Origin of the sequence: Thiohalocapsa marina (genome assembly GCF_008632335.1) — a bacterium.
Taxonomy (GTDB): Bacteria; Pseudomonadota; Gammaproteobacteria; order Chromatiales; family Chromatiaceae; genus Thiohalocapsa; species Thiohalocapsa marina.
This window is the reverse complement of sequence record NZ_VWXX01000008.1, coordinates 95,287-118,407: the sequence shown is the minus strand read 5'-3', so window position 1 is coordinate 118,407 and position 23,121 is coordinate 95,287. Positions and strand designations below refer to the sequence as shown.

The window sequence follows — 23,121 nt, the reverse complement described above, 5'->3', positions numbered from 1 at the left end:
GTTGTGGCCTGTGGCGGATGCGCTTCGCTTATCCGCCCTACCGTGCATCCGTGTAGGTTATTTCTGAATCGTGCCTAAGCGTTGATAGAGGACAGCATCAGCATGGGAATTCGTGAGCGCGTCGGCGGCTGGATCGAATCGGCACCGATCCAGCGGGCCATCATTGCCCTGATCGTCATCAATGCCATCACCCTTGGTCTGGAGACCTCGGATCGGGTCATGGCCGGATACGGCGAGCTGCTGACCTGGTTCGACCGCGTGGTGCTGGCGGTGTTCGTGCTGGAGATCGCGGCCAAGCTGTTCGCTTTCCGGCTGGGCTTCTTCCGCAGCGCATGGAATGTGTTCGACTTCGTCGTCGTCGGCATCGCCCTGGTGCCGGCCAGCGGTCCCCTGGCTGTGCTGCGCGCGCTGCGCGTGTTGCGTGTGCTGCGACTGATCTCGACGGTCCCGCGCTTGCGGTTCGTGGTGGAGGCGTTGCTGAAGGCCGTGCCGGGCATCTCGTCCATCGGCGCGCTGATGCTGCTGCTGTTCTATGTCTTCGCGGTCATGTCCACCAGCCTGTTCGGCGAGCGCTTCCCGGACTGGTTCGGCAGCGTCGGTGCGTCCATGTACACCCTGTTCCAGGTGATGACGCTGGAGAGCTGGTCCATGGGCATCGTGCGACCGGTGATGGAGGCCTATCCCTACGCCTGGCTGTTCTTCATCCCGTTCATCCTGATTGCCACCTTCACCATGCTGAATCTGTTCATCGGCATCATCGTCGATACCATGCAGACCATGCACGAGGGTGAGCACCAGGCCGAGCGTGCGCAGATCGAGGGCGCGATGCATGACGACACCGCCAGGGTCCTGGCCGAAATGACGGCCCTGCGGCGGGAACTGGCGGACCTCAAGGCATCGCTGCCGTCCATCGGCGCCGCCGGCGACGGGGGTGTGGGCGGCGTGGAGGAGCGCGGCGCGAGGCCCTGAGGGCGGGGGCGCCACGCCCGGAACTCGGCATGGAAGCCGAAAACGCCGTTTCCGGATCGCTCCAGGTTCAAGGGCCCCCGGGCCGCTGAACCTAATCTACGCGAACTCCAGGCCGCATGGCGCGGATTTTGTTTTATCATTTAGCTGCCAGCCGGGCTGCTTCCTCGATAGCCATCACTTTGCCAGGATTGCCAGGATTGCCAGGATTGCCAGGGTTCTTTGCCATGTCATGCGTCCCATGCCGCTCGGGCTCTTCGTGTTCGAATCCCCCGCCACCGCGGGTTCACCCCGGCCCGTGAAGCCGCGTCGCGCGAAACGCGGGCCGTTGCGGTTGCCGGCCGTGCTGATGAGCGGGCTGCTCGTCATCGGCGTCGGCATGCCGGGCCTTGCCGCGGCCCTCGCGCTGGAGGTAAAGGTCAGCGGGGTGACGGGCGAGCGGGAGAAGAACGTGCTCGCGTTGCTGGGTATCTATCAGCAGCGCAAGGACGCGGATCTGACCGTGCAACGGCTACAGGCGCTGCATCGGCGGGCGCCGGAGCAGATCGCCGAGGCGCTGGCGCCGTTCGGGCTGTACCGGGTGGTGGTGCAGGACAGCCTGACGGAACCCGCCAGCAGCGGCGGCGCCTGGATCGCGCGCTATGCGATCGACCCGGGGGCGCCGGTGAAGATCGCCGAGATCGATTACCAGGTGACCGGCGAGGGCGCGGACAACCCCGCGTTCCCGGAGCGGTTTCCGATGCAGGTCGGCCAGGTGCTGCTGCACTCGCAGTACGAGAGCGCCAAGGGCGATATCACGCGGGCTGCGTCGGCGGAGGGCTATCTCGATGCGGTGCTGACCCGGCACCAGGTGCTGGTCGACCCTGAGGCCTATCAGGCGTTCGTCGAGTTTCATGTGGATACCGGCCCGCAGTACCGCCTGGGCGCGGTCCGCTTCCGGCAGGACCTGTTCGATGACAGCTACCTGCAGAAATTCGTCCCGTTCGAGCCGGGCGTCATCTACGATGCCGACCGCCTGCTGGAGCTGCAGGGCCGGCTGCTCGGCATGGAATACTACGGCAGCGTGGAGATCGTGCCGCTGCGCGAGCAGACGGACGCACAGCGAACGGTGCCGATCGAGGTGGTCGCGCACCGCAACAAGGCCAACAAGTACCGCATCGGTCTCGGTTTCGCCACCGATGTCGGCCCGCGGCTGAGCCTGGACTATCGCCGCCGCTACATCGGTCGGCGCGGCCACATCCTGAAAAGCGAAATCGAGGTTTCGCAGCCCATCCAGTCGTTCATGGCCGAATACCGCATTCCCTTTCGCGACCCGGTGCGGGACTATGTGTTGATCCGCCCGGAGATCTATTCCTACGACACCGCCACCCGGGTGGGCGACCTGTTCAAGCTGACCGTGGCGCAGTCGGTGCTGACCGATGGCGGCTGGCGGCGCAGCATCGGCCTGGACTACCGCTACGAGAGCTACGAGGTGTCCGATACCAACGACGAGAGCTTCAACGGCCTGGTGCCGCACCTGTCCTGGTCCAGGGTGGATGCCGATGATCCCATCAACACGCGCAATGGCTTCCGGCTGAAGTACATGGTTCAGGGCACCGCCGAGGGCGTGCTGGCGCAGACCAGCTGGCTCAGCGGCTCCGTCAGCTACAAGCTGATCAAGAGCTTCGGCGACGATTTCCGCTTCATCACCCGGGCCGACCTGGGCGCGATCCTGGCCAGCGACATCGACGACGTTCCGGCCAGCCAGCGCTTTTTCGCCGGCGGCGACAACAGTCTGCGCGGCTGGGGACTGGACGTGCTCGGCCCGAAGGACGACCTGGGGCAGGTCATCGGCGGCCGCTATCTGGCCGTCGCCGGTCTGGAGCTGGAGCGCCGCATCAGCGGCAACTGGGGCGGGGCCGTGTTTACCGACTTCGGCAACGCCTTCGATCCGGATCTGACCTCGGACTGGGAGCAGAGCGCCGGTCTCGGCCTTCGCTACCACACGCCGATCGGGCCGGTGCGGGTGGATTTTGCCTACGCCCTGACCAAGGACCCGGCCGGCGTCCGGCTCCATGTCGGGCTGGGACCTGACCTGTGAGTGCTCCGGTGACCGCGCCAGCGCCGGTGCAACCTGCCGGGTCCGGGTCTTCCCGCGGCGCTCGCCGCATCGGGCTGTTCGGGCTTTTCTGGCGCCTGCTGCTGTCGCTGCTGCTGCTGGTCCTGTTGCTGCTCGGGCTGGTGCTCGGAACCCAGAGCGGATTGCGCGCCGTGGCGGCGCTGGCCGAGGATCTGGCCCCGGGGATGGTCGCGATCGAACGGGTGAATGGCCGCCTGCTCGGCGCGCTCGAGGTCACCGGCCTGCGGCTGGATCTGCCGGCCCTGACGCTGTCCGCGGCGCAGCTGCGCCTGGACTGGAATCCGGGCGCCCTGCTGGCGGGCCGGCTCGAGGTCACACAGCTCGCGGCGCGGGATGTGGATCTGCAGACGGCGCCCTCGGCGGATGACGAGGCGGCCGAGCCGTTCCAGCTGCCGCAGATCCGCCTGCCGCTCGAACTGGAACTCGCCAATGTCCTGATCGAACACTTCCGCTTCAGCCAGCGCGACGCGGCGCCGGAGTCGGCGATCGTTCTGGCGCGGGCGGAGTTGTCCGCCGCCGGCTCCGCCGACCTGCTGCAGATCCGGCAATTGCGGGTGGTGCTGACACAGCCGCGGGCGCGGGCGGATCTTGGCGGCGAGGTGCGTCTTAGCGGCGCGTATCCGGTGGCGCTCGATCTGGACTGGGAGTTCGCCCAGGATCCGGCCCTGCAGGTGCGGGGCCAGGGCCAGGTGGGTGGCGATCTGCAGGAGCTGACCGTGCAGCATCAGGTGACGGGATCGATCGACCTGACGCTGGATGCACGCGTGCGCTCGGTGCTGGACGCGCCGGCCTGGGAGGGCGACATTCACCTGCGGCGGCTGGACCTGCCGCAGCTCGTCGCCGATGCGCCGCCGGTCAATCTCGACGCGCGCCTGGCCACCAGCGGCGATCTGCGCCAGGCACGCCTGACGGGCACCCTGAGCGGCGATGTCCCCGAGCTGCCGGACGCCGGCCAGCTCGCGGCGGAACTGGATCTGGCCTGGGCAGAGCCGGTGCTGGAGGTTCGGCGGCTGCGGCTCGACGAGACCGGCTCAGGCGCCACCGTGCAGCTGACCGGCAGCCTGGATCTGGGCGGCGCCGCGCCCGACTTTGCCCTTGCCGGAACCTGGGAGAGACTGCGCTGGCCGCTGCGGGATGATGCCCTGGCCGAGTCGCCGTCGGGCACGCTCGATCTTCGGGGCTCGCCGGCGGATTACCGCTATGCCGTGGAGGCCGATCTGGGCGGCGCGCAGTTGCCTGCGGCCCGGCTGCTGCTCAAAGGCACGGGTGACACCGAGCGGACCCGGATCCGCTCGGCAACCCTGAACACGCTGGGGGGCAGCGTCGTTGTCGAAGGCCAGGCCGGCTGGGCGCCAACGGTGGACTGGGACCTGGCGCTGGTGGCGGCGGCCATCGATCCAGGTGGGCTGGCGGCGGACTGGCCGGGACAGCTCGGCGGGCGGCTGGAGACCACCGGTCGGCTGACCGAGGAGGGTCCGGAGCTGGAGGCGCGGGTGCGCGACTTCGGCGGGCGCCTGCGCGACTATCCGGTGGCGGTGGAGGCCGACGTGCGGCTGGCGGGCGCCGCGTTCGAGCTGCGGCAGCTGCAGGCCAGCTCCGGGCCCACCCGGCTCACCGCGTCGGGACGCGGCGGGCTGGGGCCGGACGAGGACCTGGACCTGCAGTTCGATTTCAACTCCCCGGACCTCGGCAGCCTGCTGCCGGATGCCAGGGGTCGCCTGGCAACGCACGGGCGCATCGGTGGCAGCCCCGACGCCCCGCAGGTAGCGCTGACGCTGGATGCGGAGGGCGCGGAACTGGCCGGTAATGGCATCGCCCGCCTGAGCGGCAATGCCGAACTGGGGCTGGAACCCGATGCCATCCTGCGGGTCGCCGTCGTCGGCACGGATCTGGTGGCCGGAGACCAGCGCTTCGCCAGCCTCAACCTCACCGGCAATGGTCGGCTTTCCGCCCATCGGCTCGATCTGCGCTTGCTCGGCGAGCCCTTGTCCCTGACCCTGGCGGCGGTGGGCGGACTGGCGGATGGCGGCGACTACTCCGGCAGCCTGACCCAGCTGACGCTGGACACGCCGTCGTTCGGCGACTGGCGGCTGCAACGGCCAGCGCCCTTCGCGTTGGCGGCGGGGCAGGTCTCCGCCGGCCCGCTGTGCATCGCCGATGGTCGCGATTCCGGCGGGTGCGTCAGCGTCCGGCAGCCGCGGCCGGACAGCGTCGAGGCGGATCTGGATGTGCCGCGAATCGACCTCGGCCTGCTGCGGCCGCTGTTACCCACCCAGACGGTGGTGCAGGGACAGCTGCGCGCGGAGGCCCGGTTCCGCACTGCGGGGGGCGTGCTAGACGGCAGTGCGCGGCTGGAGACGCCCACTGGCGAGCTGCAGCTGGTGTTGCCCGAGCACACCGAGACACTGGTCTTTTCCGGCGCGCGGCTGGACGTCCGCGCCGGCGACAAGGCCCTTGAAGGCGTTCTCGGACTTGGCGTTCCGGGCCTGGGGCGCCTGAACGGCACGCTGTCGCTGCCGGGCTTCCGGCTCACGGGCGGGGCGTCCCAGCGCCTGGGCGGTGGCATCGAGTTGCGGCTGACGGACCTGTCGCGGGTATCCGGCCTGCTGCCGGACATCGACGGCTTCACTGGAACTATCGACCTGGATGCGGAGCTGTTCGGCACCCTGGCGCGGCCTGATGTGCGGGGCCGGCTGGCCGTGCGAGAGGTTGGTTTCAAGGTGCCGCTGTACGGGTTCGAGCTGTCGCAGGCGAACCTGACCGCCGTCAGTCGCGGCATCGCCGATGCCGATCTGCAGGGCTCGGCGCTGGTGGGTGGCGGGCAGCTGCGGATCGACGGCAGCGCCAGCGGCGGCGATCAGGGCGTGCAGCTGCGCGTCGATATCAGTGGCGACAACATGACCGTGGCGAACAGCAAGGAGTACTTCGCCGTCGTTTCCACCGCCCTGGAGCTGGGGTTCGGGCCCGGGGGAGGCGCGTTGAAGGGCGAGATCACAGTGCCCGAGGCGCGCATCATGCCGCGCAGCATCCCGTCCGGGGCGATCACGCCGTCGGCGGACGTGGTGCTGGAATCCACGGCCACGCAGCAGGAGGCGATGCCGTTTCATGTGGACCTGCTTGCCCGGCTGGGCGATCAGGTGCTGGTGGAGGCCTTCGGGCTGCGCGGCAAGCTTCGCGGCGAGCTGCGGGTGATCCGGGAGCCGAACCGCGACCTGATCGGAGACGGCCAGCTGGAGGTCATCGACGGAACCTACCGGGTCCCCATTCCAGGCGCGGGGCTGCTCACCAGCGTCGGCAAGCCGCTGACCATCGAGCAGGGCATCGTGGTGTTCGCCAAGACGCCCCTCGACAACCCGGGGCTGATTCTGAACGCCCAGCGTCAGGGGGGCGACATCACCGCCGGGGTTCGGGTGCTGGGTACGCTGCGCAATCCGAAACTCGCCTTCTTTTCCGAGTCTGACCCCGACCTGACCCAGGCGGAGGTGACCAGCTATCTGGTCACCGGTGTGCCACCGAAGCGCAATGGCGAGGCCACCAACCGTTCCCTGTCGGTGGGAACCTACATCGCGCCGAAGCTGTTCATGGAATACGAGACCAGCCTCGCCGAGCAGGCCGATACGGTCAAGCTGCGCTATGACCTGAACAAGCACATCGAGGTGCAGACCGAGACCGGGGATAGCCAGGGCGTGGATGTGTTCTACAAGTTCGAGCGTTGACCGGGGCGGATGAGCGCCGCGAAAACCGAAAGCCCGTCTGCATCGGGCATGACGCCGCCGCCGCGCGGCCCGCGACACTGGCCGGCCTGGGTGGCGGTCGGTCTGTTCCGGCTGCTGGCGCGCCTGCCTTTCCGCTGGCAGGTGCGGCTGGGCAGTGGTCTGGGCCGCATCGGCTACCTTGTGCTGCCGGGCCGCCGGCGGGTGGCGCGGACCAACCTGGGGATCTGCCTGCCGGAGCTGGACGCCGCCGCGCGGGAGCGGCTGTTGCGGGAGCACTTCCGCTGGCTCGGGGTCGCCGCCGTCTGTCAGGGGCTGAGCTGGGGCGCCACGCCGGAGCGGTTGCGGGGCATCGTCAGCATCCGCAACCGGGCATTCATCGATCGCTGCATTGCCGAAGGGCGCCCGGTGATCGTGCTGGTGCCGCATTTTCTCGGCCTGGAACTGGGCGGCACCGCGTTCACGGCCCTGGTGCATCCGGGCATGTACATGTACCAGCGCATCCGCAACCCGGTGATCGACGCCCAGGTCAAGCACGGCCGGACCCGCTTCGGCAGCATGCCGGTGGAGCGCCAGGACGATCTGCGCCGGCTGGTCCGCGAGATGAAGCGGGGCACGCCGTTCTTCTATCTGCCGGACCAGGATCCCGGCCGGCGGCGCGGTGTCTTCGTGCCCTTCTGCGGGCTGCCGGCGGCGACGGTGCCGACCCTGGGTCGCATCGCGCGTCTGGCCGACGCGGTGGTCATTCCCACCTTCGCCCGCTTTCTGCCGGACGGGCGCGGGCTGGAGCTGATCTTCGATCCGCCGCTGACAGACTTTCCGAGTGGCGACACGCTGCAGGACACGACGCGGATGAATCAGGTGATCGAGGCGCGCCTGCGCGACATGCCGGCCCAGTATTTCTGGGTCCACCGCCGGTTCAAGACCCGGCCCGAGGGCGCGCCGCCGGTGTATGCGCGCGATGCCCGCCGACAGCGGTGCAAGCGTCGCCGGGCGCGGGTCTGATGCCGGGCCCTGGCCTTTTTCGGAGCCCGGGCCCGAGCAGGTCCGGCATGGGGCTGGGGCGGCCGCGTGACTGGCTGATCGGCGGGGCGCTGCTGCTGGGGCTGGTCATCGCGGTGCAGAAGGGCGTCGGCTGGCGGGCATTGCTGGTGCCCTGGACAACGCTGTCCCCCTGGGTGCTGTTCACGGCCTTCGCGCTGACGGCGCTGAGTTACTGGCTGCGGGCCGTACGGGTGTACGACTTCTTCGGCAGCCTGCTGCGCGGGCGCTTCAGCGCGGTGCTGCGCCTGTCTGTGCTGCACAACACGGCCAACAATCTGCTGCCCATGCGGGCGGGGGAGCTGCTGTTTCCGTGGTTGATGCGCCGCTATTTCGGCCACGGCTTTCTCGCCGCCGGCGCATCGCTGCTGTGGATCCGGTTGCTGGACCTGCACTTCCTGGGGCTGGTGGGCTGGCTGATCCTGTGGCTGCGGGACCCGGCCTGGCTCTGGGTGCTGGCGGCGCTGGCATGGATTGTGTTGCTGCCGGTGGCCGGCCGGCTGGTGCTGGTGTTCAGCCGGACCAGCGTCAGCCACGGGCGGCTGTGGCGCATCGCCAGCGTCATCGCCGGGGCCGGACCGGCGGAGCCGCGCTCCATCGGCCGCCTCTATCTCTGGACGGCGGCGATCTGGTCGCTGAAGCTGGTGGCGTTTGCCGCCGTGCTGGGCCACTTCGTCGCGGTGGACTTCTGGAAGGTGCTGGCGGGAGTCATCGGTGCGGAGCTGTCCACCGTGTTGCCGTTTCACGGCATCGCCGGCGCCGGGTCCTATGAACTGGCCACGGTGGCGGCCATGCTGCCCTTCGGCATCAGTGCCGCCGACGCCTTGGGCGGGGCGGTCAATCTGCACCTGTTCCTGCTCGGAACCACGCTGGTGCTCGGCGGGCTGGCCCTGCTGATACCGATCCGAACCCAGATTCAGACCGGGAGCAGTGCGGAAAACGGATCCTGAGTGGCCGCGGCGTCAATCCAAAGGTGTCGTGCCAAGGGCATCATTCCCACCGGAACAGCCGCGCGGCCACCGTCAGCAGCACCCCGGCCAAGGCCAGGAGCAGACCGATCTGGGGCAGCACGTCGATGACGCCGGCCCCATCGAGCATGATGGCCCGGGCGGCGTTCACCAGGTGGGTCAGCGGCATCAGCTCGGACAGCAGGCGGGCGGCGGCGGTGGTGCCTTCCATCGAGAACCAGACGCCGGAGAGCAGCAGCATGGGCCAGGACAGCAGGTTGAGCAGACCGTCCGCCAGCTCTTCGGTGCGCAGCCGGGCGGCCACGGTGAGACCGAGGCTGATCATGCACAGCGCCCCGGCGGTGTAGACCAGCAGCAGCGCCACCAGGGAGCCGCGCATGGGGAAGTCCAGGATCAGCGTGGCGGCAAAATACACAAACGTGCTTGCGCCCAGGACCACCAGCAGGCGTGACAGCACCTGTGCGGTCAGGAATTCGAACGGCCGCAGCGGTGTTGCCTTGAGCCGGCGCAGCACGCCGTTCTTGCGGTAGCGCACCACCACCCAGCCGACACCCCAGAGGCTGGAGAACATGACGTTCATGGCCAGTACGCCGGGCAACACCCAGTCGGCATAGGTCAGGGCCTCACCGCTCGCCACCCGCCGCTCTGGCCCCATGTTCGGCGCCTGGTCCGGCGTCTGCTGCCGGGCCGTTCGCGCCATGGCCTCTGCGCCGAGCAGCAGCCGCTCCGCGAGCACGCCGGTGGGAGAGTCCGGGTTGACCCAGTAGGTGCCGCCATTGGCGGGATCCAGCAGCAGGTCGAGCTGATGGCGCTGCACCTTGCCGACGGCCGCAGCCAGCGCCGCGTCGGTGGCTTCGACGGGGACGATGGTGATGTGCGGGGTATCCAGCAGGGCCTGCTGCGACAGCGAGGTCGCCTGCCCGACCACGGCCACCTTGAGCAGGTCTCGCGGCGCCCCGCCGAAGATGAAGGCGAAGGCGAGGATCATCATCACCGGCATCAGGATGTTCCAGGTCAGCCCGGCGCTGTCGCGGTAGAACTCGCGGTTGCGGGCGGTGAAGACGGCCAGGATGCGCGACCACATGATCAGGCCCTCAGGGTATGTCCGGTGAGCTTGAGGAACAGATCCTCCAGGCTCGGGCGGTCCACGCGCAACGCGGTGAGCGGGATGTCGAGCCGTTCCAGTTCCTCCAGGGTCGCGGCCACGTCATCGGTATAGAACTCGATGGCGGTGTCGCGCCGTTCCGCGTTGGTCGGCAGCGCGCGCTGCGGGGGCCAGGCGGCGGCGGGCAGACGCACGATGGCGTCGGGAAAGTGGCTGCCCACCAGGCAGCCCGGCTCGCCCTGGGCGATGATGCGGCCCCGGTCGACGATGGCCACCTCGTCGCACAGGCGCTCGGCCTCTTCCATGTAGTGCGTGGTCAGCAGGATGGTCTTGCCCCGTGCGCGCACGGTTTCGATCAGCGACCAGAAGTTTCGGCGGGCCTGGGGGTCGAGGCCTGTGGTGGGCTCGTCCAGGAAGACCAGCTGTGGGTCATTGACCAGGGCGATGGCCAGCAGCAGCCGCTGGCGCTGTCCGCCGGAGAGCTTGCGCGTGTCCCGGCGCAGGATCTCCGCCAGGTTGCACAGCTCGATGAGTTCGTCGCGGTCGGCGGTGCGCCGGTACAGGCTGGCGAACATGGCCAGGGCCTCGCCGACGGTCTGGAAGTCCTGCAGCGCCGTCGCCTGGAACTGGATGCCGATGGCCTCGCGAAAGGCTTGGTCCAGCGGCTTGCCGCGGAACAGCACGGCGCCGGTGGTGGGCGACTGGATGCCTTCGAGCATCTCCAGCGTGGTGGTCTTGCCGGCGCCATTGGGGCCGAGCAGGCCGAAGCATTGGCCTGGGCGCACGCCGAAGCTGAGGCCGTCGACGGCGGTGACGCCGGGAAATTGCTTTACCAGGGAGACGGCTTCGATGAGCGGCTTGGCTTCCATTCCGCAAGGTCCCCGTTGGACGCAGGTGATGTGCTGGAGAAGGCTTCGGGTGGCGCGAGTGTGGCACTACCACCAGTTCAGGTGGGGGCGTTTGGGTGCCAGTGCCAGGCTCGATTCCCGTCTCCCCCGGTCTCCGGGTCCGGTCTCAATCCTGGCTCCAATCGCGACCCCGGCACCCGGCGCGATGCGAATCGCCGGAGCCGGACCGGCCGGGCGGCCGGCCCGTGACCGACGGATTATTCGCCGCCCTTGCGGGTGTCGATGTTCAGGGCCGAGTAGGCCGGGCAGGAACCCATGTAGGCGGTGCCGACGGGCACCAGGCCGATCAGGGCGAGCCACCAGGTCTGTGTGAGCAGGCCGACGACGATCATCACGGCGCCGACGCCATAGCGGATGTTGCGGTCTTGCTTGCCGATGTTCTTGGTCATGGGTGTCTCCAGTGCGGGGTCGGGTGGGTGGGTTCGGCGCTGGCCGAATGTCGATCGAGACGACGCCGTTCGGGATGTGCTTGAATATCCCTCGCGGCCAGATCGGCATTGTACGCCTTTTTGCCGACGTGCTCGTTGCGATACGGCAATGCTCACCGTCCGCGCCGCGCGCTGTGTGCCTGTATACTGCCCCCGCGCGCAGCCGGCGCCTCGGCTTCTCCGCCGCCGGCGCCGCGCTGTCGGTTCACGCCGACCTGCCACGCCAGCCAGCCATCCATCCACGCCAGCCGTCCGACCTTAGACCCATGCACGGAGTTCAATTGCCGCGGATCCTGTTCTGGGCCGCGATCCTGTTTCTTCTCACCCTCGCCGCCAAGCCCTGGCTGGAGCAGTTACTGATCCTCCACCAGGCCGAGCCCCGCGCGGTGACCGCCCGCGGCGAACTGGCCGGCGACGAGTTGGCGACCATCGAGATCTTTCAGCGTGTCAGCCCGTCGGTGGTGTTCATCAGCACCACGGCCACGCTGGTGAACCCCTGGGTGCGCAATCTGACGGAGGTGCGGCGGGGCACTGGCTCGGGCCTGATCTGGGACCACCAGGGCCACGTGGTGACCAATTTCCACGTCATCGAGGATGCGCGCTCGGCGCGGGTGCGCCTCACCGACGGTCGTAGCTACAATGCCCAGTTCATTGGCGCGAGCCCGGAGCACGATCTGGCGGTGCTGCGCATCGGCATGCCGTCGGCCAAGATCCAGCCGGTGGCGGTCGGGCGCAGCGCGGATCTGCGGGTGGGGCAGAAGGTCTTTGCCATCGGCAATCCCTTCGGTTTCGACTACAGTCTGACCACGGGCGTGGTTTCGGCGCTGGATCGTACCATCGCCTCAGAGCAGGCCGGGGAGATCCGTCGGCTCATCCAGACCGATGCCGCCATCAATCCGGGCAACTCCGGCGGTCCGTTGCTGGATAGTGCCGGGCGCCTGATCGGCATCAACACGGCCATCTACAGTCCGTCCGGCAGCTTCAGCGGCATCGGCTTTGCGGTCCCGGTGGATACGGTGAACCGGGTGGTGCCGCAGTTGATCGCCCATGGCCGTTATGTGCGCCCGCGGATCGGCATCTACAGCGATGACGGCACGGCGCGCACCATCCTGGACCAGCTCGGCATCGAGAACGGGGTGCTGGTACTGCGGGTGGAGCCCCAGTCGCCGGCGGAGCGCGCGGGCCTGGTGGGGACCCGGGTGACCAACGGCGGTGAGGTGATCCCGGGTGACATCATCCGCTCGCTGGACGGGCGGCCGGTGGCTACCATGGATGCCCTCATCGAGCAGCTCGAGGGCTATCAGGTGGGCGATCGGGTGGAGCTCGGTATCGTGCGCAACGGCCGACCGGCGACGGTGGAGCTGACGCTGGGCGGCCGTTATCGGCAGTGGGACTGAGCGCCTGCTGGCGCCGGTATCAGTTCAGGCCGCAGACGCCGCCCGGACAGCATCCGCCGGCACCGCAGGCGGGTGGGGCGACGCCGCTGCCGAGGCTGCCGCTGGTGATGACGTTTCCGCCAGTGGCCAGACGCTGCACCGGGGCATCGTCGGGGGTGTCGCCGCAGGGCAGGTTGGCGCGGGCGCACAGCTCGCCCCAGGTGGACAGGGTTTCGCTCATGCGGTGGCTGACTTCCACCACCTGGCCGTTGGCGTCGCAGCGATAGTCGTAGGTGGGCATGATGGGCTCTCCATATCGATGATTGTTATGCCGTAATTATACGTCGAAGGCGGCTGGCGTTCGTTGCGAACTGTCTGCGTCAGGGATTGGACAGCGGCCGACGATGGTCAGGAAGCCGTCGGCATCCATGTGCCCCCGGTCGCCGGTCTTGAACCAGCGCCGGCCGTCCAGTTCCACCACTGCCTGGCGGGTGCCATCCGGGTCGTTCAGATAGCCCCGCATGACCTGGACGCCGCCGATCAGCACCAGTCCCGGCTCGCCGGCGGGGCGGGATTGCAGGGTCACCGGGTCGACGATGCGGAAGCTGGTCCCCGGGAGCGGCATGCCGACGGTGCCCGGCCTGGAGCCGGTCTGGATCTTCCAGGTGGCGGTGTCGATGGCGTCGGGCACATTGACGCTGGCCACGGGGGTGGTCTCGGTGGCGCCGTAGCCCTCGAGGATGCGTTTGCCGAACTTGATGGCGAAGGCGTCGCGCACCTCGGGGCTCGGACGCCCGGTGCCGGCGACGACGATGCGCAGGCTTTCGAGCATCAGTGGATGGACCTTGGGGTGCGTCACCATCCGCTGCAGCAGCGCTGAGCTGCTGCAGAGCACCGTGGCGCGGTGGCGGGCGATCGCCTTGGCGTTGCCCGGCGCATCGGCGGGGTCCGGATGACAGACCATCGGAATGCCCTCCAGCAGGGGCAGCGCGGTGGTGACGGTGAGTCCGAAGGCGTGGTACAGCGGCAGGCTGGACAGGATCAGGTCGTCGCATTCGGTGTTGAGCACGTCGGCGATCTGGCGCACGTTGGCCAGGATGTTGCGGTGGGTCAGTTCCACGCCCCGGGGTGCAGCGGTATCGCCGGTGAACAGGATGGCGGCGACCGCGTCCGGGCGCGCACGACGGCCGTACAGTGCCGGCAGCAGCGCAGTCGGCAGCAGCACCGCCAGGGCCTGTGTGGTCCAGCGGCGCAGCCTGCCGAGGGTGCGGTCCAGGGCCTCCAGGGTCCGCAGGCGGTCGTCCGGCAGCAAGGACTCCAGCTCCAGGCCCCGGGCCGCGAGCCGTCGGGCGAAGCCCTCGCTGGTGATCAGGTCGCGCACGGCGGCCGCGCGCAGCATCCGGCGCAGGTGCTCCAGGTCGGCGCTGTAGTCCAGATTGACGACGGTCTTGCCGGCCACCCAGCCGGCCAGGTTGGCGATGACCGCGGCGCTGCCCGGCGGCAGCAGGATGCCCAGGGTCTGCTGCGGGCACTGCCGGCGAATGGCATCGGCGAACAGCAGCACCGTCGCGATCAGGCGGCGGTTGCTCAGCGCCGTGCCAGAGGAGTCCAGCACCGCGGTCTGGCCGAGGTTGCGTCGTGCGGTCCTGAGCCAGGCGCTGGGCAGGCTCGGCAGTTGCTGGACGTGTTCCTGCCAGGAGCTGACCGACAGTTCGAACACGGCCTGCTTTACGGCTTCGGCCTTGCTCTGCATGGGCAGCGGGGGGCCGAAGGCGACGATGACGTCCCGCGCCCGGCCGCCGCGACGGCTGCGGCGCAACTTGTTGCTGGCATAGGAGAAACGGCTGCCCCACAGGCCGCGCAGGTAGAACGGCAGGATGACGCCGCGGGCCTGTTCCGCTGCCCGTTCGAAGCCCTTGCGGAACTCTCCGAGCTGGGCGTTCTTCGACAGCGTGCCCTCCGGAAACAGGCACACCACCTGGCCGTCGTCGAGCAGGTCCGTGACCACCCGCAGGGCATGGCGGCTGCTGCCGCGGGAGATGGGCACCACGCCGAAGAAGTCGAGGAACCAGCGCAGATACCAGCGCTGGTAGATCACCCGCTCCATGACGAAACGCACCGGCCGCGGGCTGGCCATCTGCACCATGGCCCAGTCGATCCAGCTGATGTGGTTGCCCAGCATGAGCACGCCGCCCTGGGCCGGCAGGTTGTCCAGGCCGATGACCTGGAGCCGGTAGCGGAAGGCCAGCATTCGCGCGATGAAGAAGCGCACCAGCGACTGCGGCAGTTTCCACACGGTATAGAACGCCCCGCCCAGCGCCACCAGTCCCAGCCCGACCATGATGGCGCGGCTGCCGCTGTCCGCCAGCGCCGAGAGCACGGTGATGATCAGCCCGACGAGCATGATCCAGTGCAGCACGAAGTTCTTCGCCGCCAGCACGCGTCCCAGCTCGCGCTCGCCGGCATTGAACTGGATCAGCGCGTTCAGCGGCACGATGAACATGCCCGCGAGCAGGCCCAGGGCCATGAAATTGACGCCGTGTAGCCAGGTGGCGCCGATGCCGGGCAACAGGAACAGCGTCAGCGCAATGCCGAGGGCGCTGAACGGGATCAGGCCAGTCTCCACATGGTCGCGGGCGATGCGCCCGGCGATGGCCGCACCCAGGATGATGCCGATGCCGGAGAAGGCCATCAGGCCCTGGATGACCACCGTGTTGGTCTCGCCGACACTGTCCTCGATGAACGCCGGAAAGGCCGCCAGCAACACCTGCGACAGCCCCCAGAACACCCCGAGGCCGATGATGGAGAGCCAGATCACCGAGTTGTTCCAGGCCGCGTGCAGGTTGTGCAGCAGGTACTGCCCCCGCAGGTAACGGCCCCAGTCGAAGCGCATCTCCGCCTCGCCGGGGGGCTGATCGGGCAGGCGATAGGCCAGGGCCACCTCCACCAGCGAGGCCAGCACCAGGAACCAGCCCACCGGGGCGATGCGGCGCATGATCTCGTCCGGCGGCAGGCCGCTGCCGCCCACCTCGCCAGCGGGGGTGGCCAGCATCGCCTCGAACAGCACCGAGAAGACCAGGATGCCCGCCAGGATGGCGATGCTGCTCGACGCCTGCACCCAGGCGTTGGCCGTGGTCAATGCCTCGTTGCCGCAGAGTTCCTTGATGTAGCCGAACTTCGACGGCGAGTGCACCGCGCTCTGCAGGGCCAGCACGAAGGTCATGACAAAGGCCGGCCAGAACAGCCCCAGGTAGTAACAGGCGGTGATGCCCAGGGTGATGGCCACCGCCACCCAGGCCGCGCGGCGCATGACCCGGTTCTTCGGCCAGCGGTCCGCGAGATAGCCCGACGGGGTGAACAGCAGGATGAACGGCAGCAGGATCAGCGCATTGACCAGCGCCGTCAGCCAGATCTGCTCGGGGCCGTCGTAGGCCTTGAACAGGGTGTTCTGAATGATGATCTTATGGCCCAGGTCCACGAAGGAGTTCAGGAACACCACCGCCACGAACGGCAGGAAGCCGGCGATGCGGGTCAATCTGGTCACGGTGCGATTCCTTCGGTCTGCCTGGCGCCTGGGCGGATACTATACTGGTTCTGGCAGGCCCCAAACCCCGCACAGCCTTCCCGTATGGCCCTATCGCATGGCCACGGGCAAGAGAGGTGACATGACCGCTGGTGTGCCAGAATCGCGCACGCACCGCCCGTTGTCGATGTCCTTACGGACGCAGCGACTGGTTTTGCTGCTGCTGGTGGCCACGGTGGTGGTCGCCGCCATTGGCAGCTTCGCCTATCGGGTCCTGCGCGACGATATCCGCGAGGAGACGCAGCGCACCCTGGCGGTGATCGCCGAGCAGAAGCGCCAGCGGATCGAGTCCTGGGTCGCCGCTGCGCGCACGGACGCAGCTTCCTTCTACTCCGCGCATGCGCCCCATGCGCAGGCCTTCGCCCGCTGGCTCGACGGCGGGCGGCAGCCGGATGCATTGATCGACGGCATCCGCGCGCGCATGGCGGAACTGGTTCGCATGCGGCAATGGGGCGGAATGGCGCTGTTCGATCGTGACAACCAGGTGGTTCTGGCCGTCGGCGATGCCGACGCCGAGGGTGATCCCTGGAAGCTGCAGGGCGTGCTGCAGCATCCGGCCGTGATCGATAGCGCGCTGTATCGCGACCGCCATGGTGCGGTGCAGTTCGGCGTGCTGGCCCCCTTCGGGCTGTCCGGCGAGCCGCCACGGGGGGTCCTGTCCCTGACCTGGCCGGCGGCCAGTACGCTGGATCCGCTGGTCGCGTCCTGGCCGATGCCGACCCGGACCGCGGAGACCTACCTGGTGCGGCGGGAGCGCGATCGCGTTCGCTTCCTGACCCCGCTGCGGCACCAGGCCGGGGCCGCCCTGCGCCTGACGCAGCCGCTGGACGCCCCGGACCTGCCCGCCGCCCGCGCCGCCCGGGGCGAGCTGGGCATCCTGGCGCAGGGTGTGGACTACCGCGGTTTGCTGGTACTGGCCTATGCCACCGCCATCCGGGGGACGCCCTGGCTGATGATCGCCGAGATCGACGAGTCCGAGGCCTATGCAGGCCTGCACGCCACCGCCTGGAGCACGGCGCTGGTGGCGGGACTGACGCTGCTGCTGCTCTATGCCGTCGGCTACGGGCTCTGGCACCGGGACCGGCAGCGTCAGCAACTGGCCGCGCTGCAGGCCCGGCAGGCAGTGGAGGCCCGCTTCCGCACCCTGTTCGAGGCCTCCAGCGAGGCGGTCATGCTGCTCGACCGCGAGCGCTTCCTTGATTGCAATGCCGCCGCGCTGCGCATCTTCGGTATCCCTGACAAGGCGGTCTTCAAGCGGCTCCATCCCGGCGACCTGTCGCCACCGAACCAGCCCGACGGCACCCCCTCTGCCGAACTGGCAAGGACGCATATCGACCGCGCGCTGGAGACGGGCAGCCGGACCTTCCGCTGGGCGCACCGGCGCGCCGATACCGGGCTGGACTTCCCCTGCGAGGTGGTGCTCAGCACCATCGAGCTGGACGGCGCCCGGGTGCTGCTGGCGACGGTGCGGGACTTCACCGAGCATCAGCGCCTGCAGGACCAGTTACGCGACAGCGAGGCGCGGATCCGCCGGATGCTGGAGCACCTGCCCATCCCCATCGTCATCGGCCGCGGCGGTGACGCGGATGAGATCCTGTTTCTCAACCGCGCCTTCGTCCGCACCTTCGGCTACACCTTGGAGGACATCCCCTGTGGCGATGACTGGTTCCGCCGCGCCTATCCCGATGCGACCTACCGAGCCGAGGTGATGCAGGTCTGGGCCGACGCCATTGCCGATGTGTTGGCGAACCCTGGCGAGATCGAGCAGGGCGAATACCGCGTCACCTGCAAGAACGGGCGGGTGCTCGATGTGGTCATCGGCACCATTGCGCTGGACGACCTGTTGCTGATTTCGCTTATGGACATCAGCGAGCGCAAGGCCTACGAGCAGGAACTGGAGGGCGCCTATGAAGCGGCCGCAACCGCCAACCGCAAGCTCAAGGAGCTGAACCAGCAGCTCGAGCAACTGGCGACCACGGATGCCCTCACCGGGACCTGGAATCGGCGCCACTTCGAGCGCGTGGCGGCCACCGAGATCGCCCGTGCCCATCGCTACTGCGAGCCCCTGTCGCTATTGCTGTTCGACCTGGACCACTTCAAGGCCATCAACGACAGCCTGGGCCATCAGGTGGGGGATCAGGTGCTGATCGAACTGAGCGACCGGGTAAAGTCGCGGCTGCGCGAAGTGGATGTGCTGGCCCGCTGGGGCGGCGAGGAATTCGTTGTGCTGTTGCCCGGGACCAGAGAGGCGGAAGCCCGTTCGCTGGCGGAGCAGTTGCGCGAGCGGGTGGCGGGCAGGGCCTTTGCGCTGGCGGGCCAGGTCACGGTGAGTTTCGGCGTTGCCGAGTTGGGTTCCCGGGAGGCCATGGACGCCTGGCTCAAGCGGGTGGACGATGCCCTCTACGCTGCCAAGGCCGCCGGACGCAACCGGGTCTGTCTGGCGGCGCCGGAGGAGGCGCCGGCGACTTCAGCGGCAGTAGGCCGGTCCTGAGTCTCGTCTTTGGCCCCGTCTTGGGTCCTGTTTCCAGTCCTGTTTCCGGGTAGGCGCCCGCATCGATGTCACGCCGGCGGCGGCATCCTGTTGACGGCGCCCGGCTGCTGCGGGCGCAGTTGCTGCGGTTTCATCGCCGATGCCAGCACATAGTCCAGGCCCCGGTAGAGCACCGCCGGGTCCAGACGCAGCGCCAGTCGGGCATGCTGTCGGGCGATGGGATGCAGTCGGCGCAGGGCCTGCGGATGCCGGGCCAGATACTGATGCAGCGGCCCGTAGACCTGATCGCGGATGGAGGCGATACGGATCTGCTCGAAACCGGTGACGGCCAGCTTGGCATGGTAGGTCGGGCGGGTATAGGCGTTTTCCGTCGGGATGACGAACTTGCCCGCTACCTGCCCCCATGACAGGCGCTGTTGCAGCCGGGCCTTGAAGCCGCGTTGCCCCGGCATCGGAATGATGTCCGCGGTGACCAGGCGTCCGCCGGGCCTGAGCACGCGCCAGGCCTCGCGAAAGAACCGCTCGCGGGTATGGAAGTGGAAGGCGCACTCCAGGGCCAGCACGGCGTCGACCGAGGCCGACTCCAGCGGCATGTCGGTGGCTGAGCCGAGGCGCAGGTCGATCTGCTCCTGCAGGCCCTGTTCGGCTACCCGGTGGCGGGCGACGCGGACCTGGGAGTCGGTGATGTTCAAGCCGATGATGCGCGCGGGCTGCAGGCAGTGCGCCCAGAGCAGGTCCTGATCCGCAAAGCCGAAGCCGACGTCGAGCACGGTGTCGCCGGGGCCGATGCGCGCCGTTTCTCCCACCAGCATGGCCAGGGCGTCGCTGGCATCGTCCAGGGTGTCCGCCTGCTGCCAGTAGCCGAGGTTGAGGTACAGGCCGCGTTCGGTCGCCGCGCCCGTGGACAGCAGATCGTAGACGGCGGCCGTATCCAGTCCGTGATAGGGGTTATAGAGCCAGTTCAGGTAGCGCAGGGAGGTGCGCAACGGCGATGGAGGGGCGGTCTGATCGGGCACGGGTGCGTTCCGGTCTGCTCACAACGTGGCCGACGTTCGGCGCGCGTTGCGTATAATGCGAGGCGTGGCAGGTTGCCCCGCGCGGGATACGCTGAACAATCCGGCGTTTCCCCGGGGCTGTCTCCGACGATCTAAACTTTGGGCGATCAATGGGAGATTACAATGGCAAAGACCCGTTACTCACTCTTTCAGCGGCTGCTGCACTGGATCATCGCGCTGCTGATCTTCGGCCTGCTCGGCATGGGCTTTCTGTTCTGGGGGCTCGGTTACCAGGGGCTGGCCGGTCTGGTGGGCGAGGAACTCGCCGGCACCTTCTACATGATGCACAAGAGCTTCGGCATCCTGCTGTTCTTTCTGGTCGTGCTGCGTCTGCTGCTGTTCCGGTTCTCGCCGGTCCCTGACTACGAGGTGCCCCTCACCGGCATCGAGCGCGGGGTGAGTGTCGGCACCCATGTGCTGATGTACCTGCTGCTGATCGGGCTGCCCATCGGCGGCTGGCTGGCGACGTCGATCAGCGGTTTCCCGGTGCAGTTCTTCGGCTGGTCGCAGCCCGGCCTGGACCCGGCCGACAAGGCGCTGGGCGAGCAGTTGTTCCTGATGCACGGCATCGGCGGCCTGGTGCTGCTGTTCGTGCTGCTGCTGCACATCGGTGCCGGTCTGAAGCACTGGCGGCTCAAGGACGGCATCATGCGGCGCATGAGCCTGCCCTGATCGGTCGCTGAGTCATCGGCCTCCTGGCCAGGAGGCCGATAAAGCAGCGTCTCCTCGGCACGCATGAGCAGCTGTCGGGCACTCACTGGCTGTGACTGGTACCGTGATGCTCGTCGCCGAGGCTGGCGGGATCCTGGTGGACGATGATGTCCGACTCCGGATAGCGGGCGCGAATGCGCTGCTCGGCCTCCAGCGTGATGCGGTGGGCCTCGCTGAGCGGGAGTTGATCGTCCAGTTCAAGATGGAGCTGGATGATCAGCAACTGGCCGGAGCGCCGTGTGCGCAGGCCATGGATGCCGCGGACCTCGGGGCCGGCCTTGGCCAGCGCGGTGATCTCGTCTCGATCCGCCTGGGGTAATTCCCGGTCGAGCAGCAACTGAACGGCATCGTGGCCGATGCGAACGGCACTCAGCAGCACAAAGGCGGCGATGCCGAAGCCGAGGATCGGGTCCGCGCCGTGCCAGCCGAACCAGGCCAGTCCCAGCGCGAGCAGGGTGGCGCCGTTGGTTGCCAGATCGGTGGCATAGTGCAGGGCATCGGCACGGATGGCGGTGGAGCCGGTGCGGCGGATGACGCTGTGCTGGAACACCAGCAGCGCCAGGGTGGCGACCATGGCGAAGCCGAGAATGAACAGGCCGATGCCGGCATCCGCCACCGGCCGCGGGTGGATCAAGCGGTTCACCGCCTCCAGCCCGACGAACAGCGCCGAGCCGGCGATGAAGGCAGATTGACCCAGCGCAGCCAGGGGTTGCGCCTTGCCATGGCCGAACCGGTGTTCCGCGTCCGCGGGCTTCAGTGACCAGTGCACCGCCAGCAGGTTCACCAGCGAGGCGCCGACGTCCATGATCGAATCCACCAGCGACGCCAGCACGCTGACCGAACCGGTGGCGAGCCAGGCGATGAGCTTCACCAGGATCAGCAGCGTGGCCGTGGACACCGAAGCATAGGTTGCGAGCCGCAGCAGTCGGCCGTTGCCCAGGGGGTCGGATTGCGCAAGACCGGATGCCGGGCGCTCGGATGACGTGGGTTCGATCATACCTGTTCGGGCCTTGTCCTGTTTCAAGTGCGAGTTCGGGCTGGCTACTGGCTCGGCTGTGGACCTGTGGTGAGGGTGGTTGATTGCATGTATGGCGAGAAACGATGTTCAAGCATGGTCTGAAGCGTGCCCGGTGCCGGCGGCGTTCCATTGTACCCGCCTGCCTGCGCCGGCGGGTGTCTGTGGTTGGCGGGCGGTCAAGGCTGAACCCCCTGCCGGTCAGGGTGTCGGTGCGGGCGTTGCTGCAGGCGTCGGCGCTGGTTGCCGCCGTGGCGCTGTCCTGGAGCGGGCTGGCGGCGGCCGCGCCGGCGCCTGAACTGGTGCTGGGGACCTGGAACCTGGAGCATCTCGCGGCAGAGGACAGAGCCGGGTGCCGGCCGCGGCAGGCGGCGGATTACGCCCGCCTGCGTGCGGTGGCGGAGCGGCTGGACGCGGACATCGTCGCCCTGCAGGAGGTGGAGAATGCAGCGGCGGTGGCGCGGGTGTTCGATCCGGCCCGTTACGACATCGTCGTCTCCGAGCGGCGCGAGGCGCGGTCCGTCGGCTGTCGGGGCATGCCGGGTCAGGCGCGCACGGTGCTGCGCACCGGGTTTGCCATCCAGCGCGAGCGCCTGGCGGCGCTGGGGCTGGACTGGCGCGCGCTGCCGCCGTACCGCGCGCTCGGCATCGAGGGCGGCCGTTGGGGCACCCGGATACGCATCGAGCCGCTGGAGCGCGCTGATTCGGCCTTGCCTGAGGCCCGTCCGGGTGTCGCCGGGCATTCTGCGACGGCGCTGGAACTGATGTCGCTGCACCTGAAGGCCGGATGTGCCTGGGGCCGGCTGGACGGGTCCGGGGTCAACCGCCCGCAATGCCTGCTGCTGCGGCGACAGCGGGGCATCCTGGAGCAGTGGGTCGACGGCCGCGCCGAGGCTGGGCAGGCGTTTGCGCTGATGGGCGATTTCAACCGCCAGCTGGACCAGCCGAGGGACGACCTGTGGCGCGAACTCGACGACGGCGAGGTCTGCGACTGGCGCGATGACAAGCAACTGGGCCGCCAGTGCCGCCCGGGCACCCGGGTGGCCCACCCCGGGGCCGACCTGTTGCTGGCCAATGCCGGGCGGCCGTTTCCGTATCCGCGCAACCCCAAATACCCTTACGCCATCGACCACTTCGTCTTCGGCGGCGACGCCGCCACCTGGGTGATCGATGACAGCTTCGTCGCCCTGGGCTTTCCCCAAGGGCCGCCGCCGTCGGACCACCATCCCCTGCGGATCCGGTTACGCCTGCCTTCGTCTTCCAATCCGACACGCTGACGGCGCATGCCGCGCGCCCGGCATGACGCCCCGCATGGAAAGTGCCGATGTGTGCCGGGGGCAGCGAATCACCCGGCCAGCGCGCTTGACAAACTGCCTCTGTTTCAGAATGAAGACGAACTTGTGCACAGGCGGCAGCGGGCAGGGTCCGGTGGCCCGAGTGCGGCAGGCGGGAGCGTGGCTTAGGCGAAAACAGCAGCCCGCACCCAATCAAAACAATGGCTTGCGAGAGTGATCATTTTTTGACCAATCCGACCGGATGTCTGTCGGCGCTTGCACTTGCGGACGTCGCGAGTCTATTGTCCACAAAGTTATCCACAGCGGCTGTGGGCAGGTTGCGGAAACCCCCGCGGCTGGCGGTGTTG

The 23,121-nt window shown here is 68.4% G+C and carries 16 protein-coding genes; 9 read left to right on the top strand and 7 right to left on the bottom strand.

Features of this window, described 5'->3' with window-relative positions; all coding sequences use genetic code 11:
• Positions 1-102: 102 nt before the first annotated feature.
• From F2Q65_RS08270 to F2Q65_RS08250, 5 genes are all read left to right on the top strand, one after another.
• Positions 103-969, top strand: coding sequence for an ion transporter (locus F2Q65_RS08270; RefSeq protein ID WP_150092285.1), 867 nt, complete (start codon positions 103-105; stop codon positions 967-969).
• A 229-nt stretch (positions 970-1,198) separates the two neighbouring features.
• Positions 1,199-3,046 (top strand): autotransporter assembly complex protein TamA, encoded by a 1,848-nt coding sequence (locus F2Q65_RS08265; RefSeq protein WP_246156065.1) that lies wholly within the window; start codon positions 1,199-1,201, stop codon positions 3,044-3,046.
• Between the two features lie 8 nt (positions 3,047-3,054).
• The gene (locus F2Q65_RS08260) at positions 3,055-6,801 is read left to right on the top strand and encodes a translocation/assembly module TamB domain-containing protein (RefSeq protein WP_150092283.1); all 3,747 of its coding nucleotides are present in this window, start codon (positions 3,055-3,057) and stop codon (positions 6,799-6,801) included.
• A 9-nt stretch (positions 6,802-6,810) separates the two neighbouring features.
• Complete coding sequence (locus F2Q65_RS08255) at positions 6,811-7,803, top strand: lysophospholipid acyltransferase family protein (RefSeq protein ID WP_246156064.1); 993 nt, start codon at positions 6,811-6,813, stop codon at positions 7,801-7,803.
• Positions 7,804-7,850: 47 nt separating this feature from the next.
• Complete coding sequence (locus F2Q65_RS08250) at positions 7,851-8,789, top strand: lysylphosphatidylglycerol synthase transmembrane domain-containing protein (RefSeq protein ID WP_246156063.1); 939 nt, start codon at positions 7,851-7,853, stop codon at positions 8,787-8,789.
• A gap of 40 nt (positions 8,790-8,829) precedes the next feature.
• On the opposite strand, the gene F2Q65_RS08245 is transcribed toward F2Q65_RS08250, so the two are convergent.
• The 3 genes from F2Q65_RS08245 to F2Q65_RS08235 all read right to left on the bottom strand — a co-directional run bounded on the left by F2Q65_RS08245 (position 8,830) and on the right by F2Q65_RS08235 (position 11,209).
• Positions 8,830-9,891, bottom strand: a complete 1,062-nt coding sequence (locus tag F2Q65_RS08245; protein WP_150092279.1) for an ABC transporter permease — start codon at positions 9,889-9,891, stop codon at positions 8,830-8,832.
• 2 nt (positions 9,892-9,893) lie between these two features.
• A complete protein-coding gene (locus tag F2Q65_RS08240; RefSeq protein WP_150092277.1) occupies positions 9,894-10,781 on the bottom strand; it encodes an ABC transporter ATP-binding protein in 888 nt (295 codons plus the stop codon).
• A gap of 236 nt (positions 10,782-11,017) precedes the next feature.
• Complete coding sequence (locus F2Q65_RS08235; RefSeq protein ID WP_150092275.1) at positions 11,018-11,209, bottom strand: YgaP family membrane protein; 192 nt, start codon at positions 11,207-11,209, stop codon at positions 11,018-11,020.
• 305 nt (positions 11,210-11,514) lie between these two features.
• Here F2Q65_RS08235 and F2Q65_RS08230 point away from each other — a divergent pair, with 305 nt between their 5' ends.
• Positions 11,515-12,645: a S1C family serine protease gene (locus tag F2Q65_RS08230; RefSeq protein WP_150092273.1), complete on the top strand. Its 1,131-nt coding sequence runs from the start codon at positions 11,515-11,517 to the stop codon at positions 12,643-12,645.
• A 19-nt stretch (positions 12,646-12,664) separates the two neighbouring features.
• On the opposite strand, the gene F2Q65_RS08225 is transcribed toward F2Q65_RS08230, so the two are convergent.
• Entirely contained in the window at positions 12,665-12,925 is a 261-nt protein-coding gene (locus F2Q65_RS08225; protein WP_150092271.1) for an FmdB family zinc ribbon protein, read from the bottom strand.
• A 36-nt stretch (positions 12,926-12,961) separates the two neighbouring features.
• Positions 12,962-16,168: an acyl-[ACP]--phospholipid O-acyltransferase gene (locus F2Q65_RS08220; protein ID WP_150092269.1), complete on the bottom strand. Its 3,207-nt coding sequence runs from the start codon at positions 16,166-16,168 to the stop codon at positions 12,962-12,964.
• 166 nt (positions 16,169-16,334) lie between these two features.
• Here F2Q65_RS08220 and F2Q65_RS08215 point away from each other — a divergent pair, with 166 nt between their 5' ends.
• Positions 16,335-18,698 carry a sensor domain-containing diguanylate cyclase gene (locus F2Q65_RS08215; protein ID WP_150092267.1) on the top strand — a complete coding sequence of 788 codons (2,364 nt, stop codon included), beginning with the start codon at positions 16,335-16,337 and terminating at the stop codon, positions 18,696-18,698.
• Positions 18,699-18,766: 68 nt separating this feature from the next.
• On the opposite strand, the gene F2Q65_RS08210 is transcribed toward F2Q65_RS08215, so the two are convergent.
• Complete coding sequence (locus F2Q65_RS08210) at positions 18,767-19,714, bottom strand: class I SAM-dependent methyltransferase (RefSeq protein ID WP_150092265.1); 948 nt, start codon at positions 19,712-19,714, stop codon at positions 18,767-18,769.
• 162 nt (positions 19,715-19,876) lie between these two features.
• On the opposite strand from F2Q65_RS08210, the gene F2Q65_RS08205 reads away from it, so the two are divergent.
• Positions 19,877-20,425 (top strand): cytochrome b, encoded by a 549-nt coding sequence (locus tag F2Q65_RS08205; RefSeq protein ID WP_150092263.1) that lies wholly within the window; start codon positions 19,877-19,879, stop codon positions 20,423-20,425.
• Positions 20,426-20,507: 82 nt separating this feature from the next.
• Here F2Q65_RS08205 and F2Q65_RS08200 read toward each other — a convergent pair whose 3' ends face one another.
• On the bottom strand, positions 20,508-21,461 hold the full coding sequence (locus tag F2Q65_RS08200; RefSeq protein WP_150092261.1) for a cation diffusion facilitator family transporter: 954 nt from the start codon (positions 21,459-21,461) through the stop codon (positions 20,508-20,510).
• A gap of 104 nt (positions 21,462-21,565) precedes the next feature.
• Here F2Q65_RS08200 and F2Q65_RS08195 point away from each other — a divergent pair, with 104 nt between their 5' ends.
• Positions 21,566-22,756 (top strand): endonuclease/exonuclease/phosphatase family protein, encoded by a 1,191-nt coding sequence (locus tag F2Q65_RS08195; protein ID WP_150092259.1) that lies wholly within the window; start codon positions 21,566-21,568, stop codon positions 22,754-22,756.
• Positions 22,757-23,121: the final 365 nt, after the last annotated feature.

What these genes read in the sequence shown, in the direction of transcription:
- F2Q65_RS08240 (WP_150092277.1), bottom strand. Translation starts at nt 10,781, where the DNA reads ATGGAAGCCAAGCCGCTCATCGAAGCCGTCTCCCTGGTAAAGCAATTT.
- F2Q65_RS08250 (WP_246156063.1), top strand. Translation starts at nt 7,851, where the DNA reads ATGGGGCTGGGGCGGCCGCGTGACTGGCTGATCGGCGGGGCGCTGCTG.
- F2Q65_RS08230 (WP_150092273.1), top strand. Translation starts at nt 11,515, where the DNA reads ATGCACGGAGTTCAATTGCCGCGGATCCTGTTCTGGGCCGCGATCCTG.
- F2Q65_RS08225 (WP_150092271.1), bottom strand. Translation starts at nt 12,925, where the DNA reads ATGCCCACCTACGACTATCGCTGCGACGCCAACGGCCAGGTGGTGGAA.
- F2Q65_RS08205 (WP_150092263.1), top strand. Translation starts at nt 19,877, where the DNA reads ATGGCAAAGACCCGTTACTCACTCTTTCAGCGGCTGCTGCACTGGATC.
- F2Q65_RS08195 (WP_150092259.1), top strand. Translation starts at nt 21,566, where the DNA reads ATGTTCAAGCATGGTCTGAAGCGTGCCCGGTGCCGGCGGCGTTCCATT.
- F2Q65_RS08270 (WP_150092285.1), top strand. Translation starts at nt 103, where the DNA reads ATGGGAATTCGTGAGCGCGTCGGCGGCTGGATCGAATCGGCACCGATC.
- F2Q65_RS08215 (WP_150092267.1), top strand. Translation starts at nt 16,335, where the DNA reads ATGTCCTTACGGACGCAGCGACTGGTTTTGCTGCTGCTGGTGGCCACG.
- F2Q65_RS08265 (WP_246156065.1), top strand. Translation starts at nt 1,199, where the DNA reads ATGCGTCCCATGCCGCTCGGGCTCTTCGTGTTCGAATCCCCCGCCACC.
- F2Q65_RS08245 (WP_150092279.1), bottom strand. Translation starts at nt 9,891, where the DNA reads ATGTGGTCGCGCATCCTGGCCGTCTTCACCGCCCGCAACCGCGAGTTC.
- F2Q65_RS08235 (WP_150092275.1), bottom strand. Translation starts at nt 11,209, where the DNA reads ATGACCAAGAACATCGGCAAGCAAGACCGCAACATCCGCTATGGCGTC.
- F2Q65_RS08200 (WP_150092261.1), bottom strand. Translation starts at nt 21,461, where the DNA reads ATGATCGAACCCACGTCATCCGAGCGCCCGGCATCCGGTCTTGCGCAA.
- F2Q65_RS08255 (WP_246156064.1), top strand. Translation starts at nt 6,811, where the DNA reads ATGAGCGCCGCGAAAACCGAAAGCCCGTCTGCATCGGGCATGACGCCG.